Annotated in this window: 12 protein-coding genes; 5 read left to right on the top strand and 7 right to left on the bottom strand. The window is 40.0% G+C overall.

Annotation, left to right across the window (positions count from 1 at the left end):
- Positions 1-178: 178 nt before the first annotated feature.
- The 4 genes from ACE1AT_RS16640 to ACE1AT_RS16625 form a co-directional block, all read right to left on the bottom strand.
- On the bottom strand, positions 179-2,104 hold the full coding sequence (locus ACE1AT_RS16640) for an ATP-binding cassette domain-containing protein (RefSeq protein WP_374870218.1): 1,926 nt from the start codon (positions 2,102-2,104) through the stop codon (positions 179-181).
- A gap of 121 nt (positions 2,105-2,225) precedes the next feature.
- The gene (locus ACE1AT_RS16635; protein ID WP_016858686.1) at positions 2,226-2,642 is read right to left on the bottom strand and encodes a DUF1824 family protein; all 417 of its coding nucleotides are present in this window, start codon (positions 2,640-2,642) and stop codon (positions 2,226-2,228) included.
- A gap of 54 nt (positions 2,643-2,696) precedes the next feature.
- Positions 2,697-3,539 (bottom strand): prohibitin family protein, encoded by an 843-nt coding sequence (locus ACE1AT_RS16630; RefSeq protein WP_374870215.1) that lies wholly within the window; start codon positions 3,537-3,539, stop codon positions 2,697-2,699.
- A gap of 91 nt (positions 3,540-3,630) precedes the next feature.
- Positions 3,631-3,816, bottom strand: a complete 186-nt coding sequence (locus ACE1AT_RS16625; RefSeq protein ID WP_374870213.1) for a hypothetical protein — start codon at positions 3,814-3,816, stop codon at positions 3,631-3,633.
- Positions 3,817-3,828: 12 nt separating this feature from the next.
- Between ACE1AT_RS16625 and ACE1AT_RS16620 the strand changes: the two genes are divergently transcribed.
- Positions 3,829-5,637, top strand: coding sequence for an ABC transporter ATP-binding protein (locus ACE1AT_RS16620; protein ID WP_374870211.1), 1,809 nt, complete (start codon positions 3,829-3,831; stop codon positions 5,635-5,637).
- A 253-nt stretch (positions 5,638-5,890) separates the two neighbouring features.
- A complete protein-coding gene (locus tag ACE1AT_RS16615; RefSeq protein ID WP_374870209.1) occupies positions 5,891-6,319 on the top strand; it encodes a hypothetical protein in 429 nt (142 codons plus the stop codon).
- A gap of 136 nt (positions 6,320-6,455) precedes the next feature.
- Here ACE1AT_RS16615 and psbN read toward each other — a convergent pair whose 3' ends face one another.
- Positions 6,456-6,587, bottom strand: coding sequence for a photosystem II reaction center protein PsbN (gene psbN, locus ACE1AT_RS16610; RefSeq protein WP_016858682.1), 132 nt, complete (start codon positions 6,585-6,587; stop codon positions 6,456-6,458).
- Positions 6,588-6,672: 85 nt separating this feature from the next.
- Here psbN and psbH point away from each other — a divergent pair, with 85 nt between their 5' ends.
- The 3 genes from psbH to pth all read left to right on the top strand — a co-directional run bounded on the left by psbH (position 6,673) and on the right by pth (position 8,069).
- Positions 6,673-6,861, top strand: coding sequence for a photosystem II reaction center phosphoprotein PsbH (psbH, locus tag ACE1AT_RS16605; protein ID WP_016858681.1), 189 nt, complete (start codon positions 6,673-6,675; stop codon positions 6,859-6,861).
- 219 nt (positions 6,862-7,080) lie between these two features.
- Complete coding sequence (locus ACE1AT_RS16600; RefSeq protein ID WP_016858680.1) at positions 7,081-7,329, top strand: TatA/E family twin arginine-targeting protein translocase; 249 nt, start codon at positions 7,081-7,083, stop codon at positions 7,327-7,329.
- Between the two features lie 86 nt (positions 7,330-7,415).
- Positions 7,416-8,069 carry an aminoacyl-tRNA hydrolase gene (pth, locus tag ACE1AT_RS16595; protein WP_374870206.1) on the top strand — a complete coding sequence of 218 codons (654 nt, stop codon included), beginning with the start codon at positions 7,416-7,418 and terminating at the stop codon, positions 8,067-8,069.
- A 538-nt stretch (positions 8,070-8,607) separates the two neighbouring features.
- Here the strand turns inward: pth and rpsU are convergent.
- Together rpsU and rsmI are read right to left on the bottom strand one after the other, a co-directional pair.
- Positions 8,608-8,787 carry a 30S ribosomal protein S21 gene (rpsU, locus tag ACE1AT_RS16590; protein WP_009459242.1) on the bottom strand — a complete coding sequence of 60 codons (180 nt, stop codon included), beginning with the start codon at positions 8,785-8,787 and terminating at the stop codon, positions 8,608-8,610.
- 165 nt (positions 8,788-8,952) lie between these two features.
- Entirely contained in the window at positions 8,953-9,804 is an 852-nt protein-coding gene (gene rsmI, locus ACE1AT_RS16585) for a 16S rRNA (cytidine(1402)-2'-O)-methyltransferase (protein ID WP_374870203.1), read from the bottom strand.
- Positions 9,805-9,822 lie beyond the last annotated feature (18 nt).

Below are 9,822 nucleotides of genomic sequence, written 5' to 3'. Positions count from 1 at the left end.
GGGTGAAGTTAACCACATCTATTCTATCAAATTTATGGGTGCAAACAAAATTTTTTGCTTGTCTCCTCCATGTTTCCCTTCCGCGCTGACGCATAGGTCGGGAAACTGTCGTCGCCTCGCTCACAATTCATCTCAACACCTCCCTTACGGGTAGGTGTGAGGCTTCTTGCTGTTTCAGCTAAGACTCAATCTCCGCCAATTCTAACCAGCGCTCTGTCGCCTGATCAATTGCTTGCTTGAGTACTTCCACATGTTCATACAACTTTTGCACCTGAGTATAATTCCCTGCGGGAACATTCGCCATTGCTTTTTCGGCTTCTGCTTTCTCAGTTTCTAATTGAGCAATTTTATCTTCCAACTGCTCAAACTCCCGTTTTTCCCAAGTTGATAAACGCTTTTTCTTGGCTGTTTCTTTGGGTGTAGACGTTGCGTTCAAAGTCTCTAAATTTTTTAGTTTTTCCTTTGTATTAACAGTTGCTTGTTGCTTTTCTTCTTCGGCTTTTTTGTAATCGAGATAGACTGAGTAATTCCCAGGATACTGGCGGATATTACCCCCTTCTTCTAAAGCAAAGATAGTATCTACAGTCCGATCTAAAAAATAGCGATCGTGAGATACTACAATTACACAACCGTTGAAATCCTCTAAATATTCTTCGAGTATCGCCAAAGTTTGCACATCCAAATCATTAGTCGGTTCATCTAAGATCAAAACATTTGGCGCACTCATCAGTACACGCAACAAAAATAACCGTCGCTTTTCCCCACCAGAAAGTTTATAAATCGGTGCATACTGCTGATTTCCCGGAAACAAAAATCGTTCTAACATCTGGGAAGCACTGATTGTTGTTCCATCAGCTATTTTGACGTGTTCTCCTTCTTCTTTGATGTAATCAATCACGCGCTGATTTTCATTTAAAGCAGTGAGTAATTCTTCAGAATGTTGATCAAAATAACCAATGTGAATCGTCGTCCCAATATCTACACTACCTGTATCTGGCTCTACCCGCCCGGTGATCATATCCATTAAAGTAGATTTACCCGCACCATTAGCGCCAATAATCCCAATCCGATCTTCAGGACTAAATTCGTAGGTAAAATCTTTGATTAAAGTGCAATCGCCATAACTTTTCGAGATATTATTCAGTTCAATAACTTTTTTACCAATCCGACGACTGGCTGTAGCAATATCAACTTTACCCTGAGCTTGTTTAAACTCCGTCGCTTGCATGTCACCAATCCGATCAATTCTGGCTTTTTGCTTGGTACTTCTGGCTTTTGGCCCTCTCTTCAACCATTCCAACTCCCGACGCAACACCCCTTGAAATTTACGCTGACTACTAACAGCACTTTCTTCAGCATCAGCTTTCTTTTCCAGGTAGTATGAATAATTGCCAGAATAGGTGTAAATATCACCTCTGTCTATCTCTATAATTCTGTTAGTGACACGATCTAAAAAATAGCGATCGTGAGTGATTAATAAAAGTGCGCCGCGATAGCGATTCAAATAACTTTGCAACCACTCCACCGAATTTGCATCCAGATGGTTTGTTGGTTCATCCATCAATAACAAATCTGGTTCTGATAGCAAAGCCGTAGCTAAAGCAATACGTTTACGATAGCCTCCAGATAAAGTTCCAACAATAGCATCAAAATCTGTGATTCCTAATTTAGAAAGGATAATCTTCGCATTAGTTTCCAACTCCCAAGCACCAGTTGCATCCATACGCTGCATCACCACCGAAAGCCGGGACATTAGTTGATTATCTTCTGGATAATGAGCCAGTTTATCAGATATTTCTTCATACTCACGCACCAAAGCCATATTTTCGCCACTATCAGCAAAAACTTGCTCTAAAACAGTATGCTCATCATCTAAATCTGGCTGTTGGGGTAAATAAATAATCTTTGCACCAGAATTAACTAAAATTTGACCTTCATCAATTGGTTCTAAACCAGCAATCATTTTTAAGAGAGTTGATTTACCAGAACCATTTGTGCCAATTAAACCGACCTTATCATTAGCATCTAAACTAAAATTGGCATCTTTGAGAATTTCTTTAATACCAAAATCTTTTTTAACTGATTGTAGTGTAATTAAACTCATAAATTTTTATGTAACTAATTTGGTGTTCTGGCGTTTTAGTGGTTAATAAAATTTTTATTTCAACCACCAAGACGCTAAGACACAAAGAAAACTTTTGTCGAAAGCTGACAATCTATGTTATTTAAACAAATAAATCTAAGGGTAAATGACCGTACATCTCATTAATTCCCTCTGAAGAGTAACATTGGCAAGATACCAACACACCGCGATGATGTCCAAAATAAGTATCTATGTGACACACGCCATTTTTACCATTTAATTTGATGTATACAGGGCCATCAATTTTAGGTAAATTACTGGGTGGCTCATACCCCAAAGCGAGGGAATAAGTTTTCATTGCTAGCATTCCTTCCTCTTCAGTGTCAGCACAAATCCCTAAAATTTGGTAATCAGATAATTTTGCTAAAAAAAGTAAAGCTTCTCTGATTACAGGCTTTTCTGATGGTTTAATTTTTGGTGCTATGTCTACACAGTTGAATTTATTCAGAACTTTTTTAGCTTCAGCAATTGTAAAATTGGTTTGATTTGTGCTTGACATATCTCGATTTATTATCTGTGTTGATGTGCGCTTTTGTGCAAGAACAATTGAGGTTTAATCTTGTATGTTACTCACATTAAAAAGAAAGGGAACACTACTTTGTGAGTCTTTACCCATGACGAGAACTTTTGGCATTTGAGCGCCGCCATTTTTCCATGCTTCAATTGCTTCTTTTTGCAGAACTAGTTGTCCTCCCGGAGCTTTTAAGGTTTCTGCCAAAAGTCTTTGAGCTTCTGATTTCCCTTTGGCGCGATTAATTTCTGCTTGTGCTTCTTGTTCGGCTTCTTGTGCTATGTAAACTGCTCTTTGTGCTCTTTGTTCAGCAATTTGTTTTTCCTCTACGGCTTTAGCAAACTCTGGAGAAAAAGTCAAGTCAATGACGCTAGTATCCAGAACTATTATTCCATATTTTTCTAAGCGTTGACCTAATGCTGTGTCAAAATCATCCTTAAGTTCATTTCTTTTGGTTATCGACTCTTCTACTGTCCTCCTTGCAGCTGCGATTTTGAATGATTCCTGAGTTTGAGGAGCAATTATTTTGGCAACAATATTTTCTAAACTTCCCTGTTTTCTTCTAATTTCAACTACTTGCTGCGGATCTATACGGAAATTGATCGCAAATTTTGCGGTTAGTTCTTGCAAATCTTTGGTAGCACTTTGAGCTGGTATTTCATATTTTTGCACCGTCACATCGTATACATCTACTTTAGATATAAATGGCGGTTTGAAATGAATACCTTCTATTAAGGCTCCATCTCTCGCTTTACCTAGTATACTCAGAACTCCTGCCTCACCTGGATTCATAATGATAAAAGAGTTAAGACTCAAGATCACAAGTATTGCTATTGCAACGCCTGCTACTGTATTTTGCCAACTACCTAATTGCTGATTTTTCAAATTTCGTCTCCTTTGTATCTTGTGTTTATCTCAGGTATTTTCAGGTATTTAGGGAACTTTAAAAAATAAATTATTTATCCAATTTTTTTACTTAAGATAATTTCTTCTCCCTTATCTCCCTTATCTCCCTTATCTCCCTTATCTCCCTTATCTCCCTTATCTCCCTTATCTCCCTTATCTCCCTTATCTCCCTTATCTCCCTTGTCCCCCTTCCTTTATACCTGAATGGTGACGCCTCAATGCTGGCAAACGTGGTAATATCAGTTTCTTCACACAATTGCACAGGGCTGTGACTACAGTAATTAAATCTCGTCGGGTGGATATAAAACGCCGGGGTTCAGTTCATCCCCTCAAACGCCTGCTGAACTACGGACATAAGTATCGCAAACAAATTTGGTGGGCTACTATTTGTTCTATCCTCAATAAACTTTTTGACTTAGCACCACCAGCGTTAATCGGTATTGCGGTAGATGTGGTAGTCAAGCAGCAAGATTCTATCATTGCACGGTTGGGAGTCAGAGATATCTTTGGACAATTTTTAATTCTTTCTGCCCTCACTGTGATTATTTGGGTTTTAGAATCGGCTTTGGAGTACGCTTACGAGAGATTGTGGCGCAATTTAGCACAAAACATTCAGCATGATTTGCGTCTTGATGCTTATGAACATTTACAAGATTTGGAATTAGCATATTTTGAAGAACGCAGCACTGGTGGTTTGATGTCTATTTTGAGTGATGATATCAACCAACTTGAACGCTTTTTGGATGTCGGCGCCAGTGACATTATTCAGGTTGTGGTGACAGTATTAATTATTGGTGGAGCTTTCTTTATTTTGGCTCCAAGTGTAGCATGGATGGCAATGTTACCTATTCCTTTTATTCTTTGGGGAACATTCACTTATCAGAATGTACTAGCACCCCGCTATGCTGATGTGCGAGAAAAGGTAGGTTTATTAAATTCTCGCTTGGCTAATAATTTAAGCGGTATTACTACTATTAAAAGCTTCACGGCTGAAGATTATGAAATCTCACGTTTAGGTTTAGAAAGTGAAGCTTATCGTCGCAGTAATTCCAAAGCTATTCAACTTTCTGCTGCTTATATCCCTTTAATTCGGATGTTGATTTTGGGAGGATTTACAGCATTACTGTTTTTTGGTGGATTGGCAGCAGTTAATGGCAAAATTTCTGTAGGTACATATAGTGTTTTAGTATTTTTGATTCAACGATTGTTATGGCCTTTAACGAGATTAGGCGATACGTTTGACCAATATCAACGAGCAATGGCTTCTACAAATCGCGTCATGAATTTATTAGATACGCCGATTGCAATCCATCCAGGAGATGTAAGTTTACCTGTTGAAAATGTGCGTGGCGAGGTAAAATTTCAAAATGTCACTTTTAACTATCAAGATCGCCAAGCGGTAATTAAAAATTTATCGCTAGACATTCCCGCAGGTAAAACGATCGCCATTGTTGGTTCGACTGGTTCTGGTAAAAGCACTCTCGTAAAATTATTACTACGCCTCTACGAGGTGCAATCTGGAACAATCACCCTCGATGGAATTGATATCCAAAACCTACAATTACGAGACTTACGCCGTTGTATGGGTTTGGTGAGTCAGGATGTATTTTTATTTCATGGTACTGTCGCCGAAAATATCGCCTATGGAACTTTTGACGCCACAGAACAAGAAATTATCACGGCGGCGAAGATAGCTGAAGCACATGATTTTATTATGCTATTACCCCAAGGTTATGAAACAATTGTCGGAGAACGAGGGCAAAAGTTATCTGGTGGACAACGCCAACGGATTGCGATCGCTCGTGCTATCTTAAAAAATCCACCGATTCTCATATTAGATGAAGCCACTTCGGCAGTAGATAATGAAACAGAAGCAGCAATTCAAAAATCACTAGAACGAATTACTGTTAATAGAACAACGATTGCGATCGCTCATCGTCTCTCTACTATCCGCAATGCTGATCGCATCTACGTCATGGAATATGGAAAATTTGTTGAATCTGGAACCCATGAACAACTGCTAGAACAAAACGGAGTTTATGCAAGTCTCTGGCGTGTGCAGTCGGGTTTAAGATAGGGAACAGGGATCGGGGATCGGAGATCGGGGATTGGGAGTAACAGACGCGGTGAATCAATCAAAAATATTCTCCGTGTCTCTGTGTCTCTGTGTCTCTGTGTCTCCGTGTCTCCTTTGTCCTTTTCTTTCCCCAATCCCTGATCCCCTTTCCCCAATTTCTACAAGAAGTCAAAATACTTTGCACTTTTGTACCTATGGGTGAGATTATGTTTTTTGAGAATTTAAAATCCCAAATCCAAAATCCAGAATTAATATGATCTTCGGTACTACCCAACCAGAATCACCTGATAATAAATGGCGTCGCCAATTAGATCAATTTGTGAAAGCACATCAGCAAGAATTAGGTGCGCTGGCTTGGGGTTTATGGTTAGAAAATGGTGACAGTCAGGGTACTATCGGTATTAATTTACAACCTCAACCGCATTTTGTTTATTGTCCCAAAGAAGTCATAGCAAAATTAAATGATCATGTTGAAAATAGGCTTCAGGAAGTTATTGGAATCATAGAACATTATCAACCAGAAATTGAAGTTGTCATGGTTGGTATTGGTAAAGATCAAATCAAGCTGATTCATTTTGAACCACAACCAGCACCACCAGATTGTTTTCAACAAATTGGTCAGGATGTTGATAGTTTATTGGATCTTTTGGAAGAACTTTTAGCAAAACAATTGCAAGATTAAAAAATATGCTTTTTCAGTACTTAGTATGCCAAATGGTATAAAATGCTGATGGTGTAGTTAAGCCGGTAGATTGATTTGTATTTGGGATGAGGTGGCGATCGCGGCCAGGATTTTACCCCTAGCCTCTATCCTCTGTCTAATCCTCATGATCCTCAAAAGGGTCGCTCAACTGCTTAGAGGGTGGGCCAAAAGCAGTATAAATAGATAGCGCTGTGATGACGATCACAACTGCACCAACGGAAATGCTAAGAACTGTTGCGGGTTCCATAATTTAAGGATGGATTATGAGTGCTATTCTTATAGAATATTACAGAAGATTAAAAAATGCTTTGGCAACTATCTTAAGGTGAGATATGGCACAACGGACGCGGTTAGGAGATATCCTCAGACCCTTGAACTCTGAATACGGTAAAGTTGCCCCAGGTTGGGGTACTACTCCTGTGATGGCTGTTTTTATGGGCCTGTTTTTCGTGTTTCTGCTGATTATTCTGCAACTTTATAACAAGTCAATTATTATCCAAGATGTCAGAGTCGGTTGGTAGAGCTTGGTCTATTAACTGATACATAAGCTTTACGCTTCCATACCCGGTTAGTCCGGGTTTTTTTGTTCAGTTTGTTGTTGGTTGGTAGTTCTTTGTTGTTGGTTATTCCTACAACCACCAACAACCAACAAAAAACTATCAACCACTAACCACTAACTATGTCTAAACTAAATTTGTGGGTTTCCGCAGCAGTTGTTGAGTTGACAGGAGAAAGCACAAATGAACGTATTTGGTATTGGTCTACCGGAAATGGCTGTAATTATGGTTGTGGCGCTGTTAATATTTGGCCCGAAGAAATTGCCAGAAATTGGTCGGAGTATGGGAAAGGCGATTCGCGGTTTCCAAGATGCTTCTAAGGAATTTCAAAATGAGTTTCAAAAAGAAGCAGCTCAGATAGAAGCAGCCGTCAAAACTACTGCTGAACTCGAACCAAAGCAATTAGAAGCGCCTAAAAAAGAAGAAGCGTAAAGCCAGTTATCAGTTACCAGTTACCAGTTATCAGTTAATAACTGTTTACTGTTTGCTCATTTTACACTTCATACTTGATATTTCCAATGACAGAAGCTACTGCCAAAACAACTTTGGTGATTCCCCAATTAATTGTTGGGTTGGGGAATCCAGAACCAAAGTATGATCAAACACGTCATAATATTGGTTTTGCTGCTTTAGATGTTCTATCTCGTTCTTGGCAGATTCCTCTGGCTGAAAATCGCAAGTTTCAAGGTGAGTACGGTGAAGGTATCGCACCAACAAAAGACAAAATCCGCTTGCTGAAACCACTCACTTATATGAATCGCTCTGGACAGGCTATACAAGCGGTGACTAGTTGGTATAAGTTACCGCCTGAGTCTGTGTTAGTCATTTATGATGAGATGGATTTACCCCTTGGGAAAACTCGTCTGCGGTTGTCTGGTTCTGCTGGCGGACATAACGGAATGAAAAGCGCGATCGCACATTTGGGAACACAAAATTTTCCTCGCCTACGTATCGGTATTGGTAGACCTAACAATGGTACTAACGGCGATGAAGAAAATACTGTGTCTTATGTCTTGGGAAAGTTTTCGACGACTGAAACTAAGTTTGTTTCTGAGGTATTAAACTTTGTCTGTGAATGCGTAGAATTATGCCTCAAACAAGGAGTAGAAAAAGCGATGAACCGTTGTAACAGCAATGGTCTTGTCTATCCTGAGCCTAATAATGTTAAGTAACGTCGGTTCGGCATAAGTAAAGCTATGCTTTACCCATAACTGCTGAAAGTTCTTTATTTTTTTATTTATAATGCTTTAGTCAAAGATGGATGGGTGATTACTGATGACCTTCATCTGCGGATTTTTGATGGTCAGGTTTGGATTGAATGGGATGGAACGGAAAGGGCTTTATTCGTCCTGAGCAGCGCCAATTCACTGATTTTTCTGCGGCTTAATTTTTGAAGCAAGGCACAGCGTTGGCTAACTGATTTTTCTAAAATCAAACCGAAGAATATTGATTAATTAGTCCCAAAAATACTTGACTGTGCTAGACACAGTCTTTTTTGTCTGGTTTGATAATTGGGTTGATGGGCAGCAATTCAGCTTGCTCCATCTAACCGCGATCGAACACTCGGCGCGCTCCGTAACTTGGCAAGTCTATTATTTTACACCCCTATTTGAGGGGTGGTTCTTCTTGCTTATTTTTTTTCAAAATGATAACGGAGGCTCTGTAGCTGTTTTAACATTAATCTTGTCAAGCAACGTCAGTGCCGATTTTTTATTTAAAACGCCGCTTACGTCTAGCAGCCACTGCTTTGCGTTTGCGTTTTTCTAAAGGTGTTTCAAAATGCCGATGATACTTCACATCAGCTAAAATGCCAGCTTTGGAAACCTGGCGCTTAAAGCGCCGCAGAGCTGACTCTATTCCTTCATTCTCTCCTAAAACCACCTGGGTCATTCTTTGTCCTCATTCTCATTATCAATATTTATCCCATTGTAATGGCTATTGGGGAGACGGAAGACTAGGGAGAGGGGGGAGACTAGGCAGAAAAATTGCTTGTCCTCCTTGCCCTCCTTGTCCTCCTTGTCCTCCTTGTCCTCCTTATCTCCCCACTCCCCAATCCTAATTAATCTCTATAGCAAGAGCCAGTTGATAAAGTTGACGGCGGGGTAGAGAAGTTGCTTTTGCTAACTCTCGGCTAGCTTGCGATCGCGACATTCCCTGAACAATGAGTTTTGTTAATTCAGCTTTTAATTCTACATCCGATAGCACTAATTGGGTGGGTGGGCTTCCTGCTACAACTAAGGTGTATTCTCCTTGGGGTTCCTTTTCGCTACAGTAAGAAAGCGCCTGGGCTAGGGTTCCCCGCCAGAATTCTTCATACAATTTAGTTAACTCCCGCGCTAACACGATTTGGCGATCGCTGCCAAAAATATCTGCTAAATCTTGTAAAGTATCTCGCAAACGATGAGGAGATTCGTAGAAAATTAAAGTACGGGGTTCTGTGTTCAAAAATTCTAAATGTTCCCGTCGTCCTTGGGCTTTTGCTGGTAAAAATCCTTCAAACACAAACTTATCGGTTGGTAATCCTGCTGCACTCAACGCTGTAATTGCAGCATTTGCACCGGGAATCGGTACTACAGAGATTTGAGCGTCAATACAGGCTTTGACTAATTCAAACCCAGGATCAGAAATACTTGGCATACCCGCATCTGTCACCAAAGCGATCGCTTTACCTTCACCCAGCTGCTGTAATAATTCTGGGATACGGCTATTACGATTATGTTCGTGGTAACTAATTTGTGGTGTCTTAATTTGAAAATGCTGTAGCAATTTCCCCGTATGGCGTGTATCTTCAGCCGCAATCAGATCCACCATTTGTAAAATTCGCACTCCCCGGAAAGTCATATCTTCCAAATTGCCAATGGGTGTAGCGACGATGTAGAGTATTCCTGGTTTTGGATCAGTTTGCATGAAAGGACTTTGTTGGTA

The sequence above is a fragment of the Pelatocladus sp. BLCC-F211 genome, assembly GCF_041928655.1.
In the GTDB taxonomy this organism is placed as follows: Bacteria; Cyanobacteriota; Cyanobacteriia; order Cyanobacteriales; family Nostocaceae; genus Pelatocladus.
This window is presented reverse-complemented; position numbering and strand designations above follow the sequence as displayed.

Excerpts from the sequence above, each read along its gene's own strand:
- ACE1AT_RS16640 (WP_374870218.1), bottom strand. The coding sequence starts at position 2,104 with ATGAGTTTAATTACACTACAATCAGTTAAAAAAGATTTTGGTATTAAA.
- ACE1AT_RS16635 (WP_016858686.1), bottom strand. The coding sequence starts at position 2,642 with ATGTCAAGCACAAATCAAACCAATTTTACAATTGCTGAAGCTAAAAAA.
- ACE1AT_RS16615 (WP_374870209.1), top strand. The coding sequence starts at position 5,891 with ATGATCTTCGGTACTACCCAACCAGAATCACCTGATAATAAATGGCGT.
- psbN (WP_016858682.1), bottom strand. The coding sequence starts at position 6,587 with ATGGAACCCGCAACAGTTCTTAGCATTTCCGTTGGTGCAGTTGTGATC.
- psbH (WP_016858681.1), top strand. The coding sequence starts at position 6,673 with ATGGCACAACGGACGCGGTTAGGAGATATCCTCAGACCCTTGAACTCT.
- ACE1AT_RS16600 (WP_016858680.1), top strand. The coding sequence starts at position 7,081 with ATGAACGTATTTGGTATTGGTCTACCGGAAATGGCTGTAATTATGGTT.
- pth (WP_374870206.1), top strand. The coding sequence starts at position 7,416 with ATGACAGAAGCTACTGCCAAAACAACTTTGGTGATTCCCCAATTAATT.
- rpsU (WP_009459242.1), bottom strand. The coding sequence starts at position 8,787 with ATGACCCAGGTGGTTTTAGGAGAGAATGAAGGAATAGAGTCAGCTCTG.
- rsmI (WP_374870203.1), bottom strand. The coding sequence starts at position 9,804 with ATGCAAACTGATCCAAAACCAGGAATACTCTACATCGTCGCTACACCC.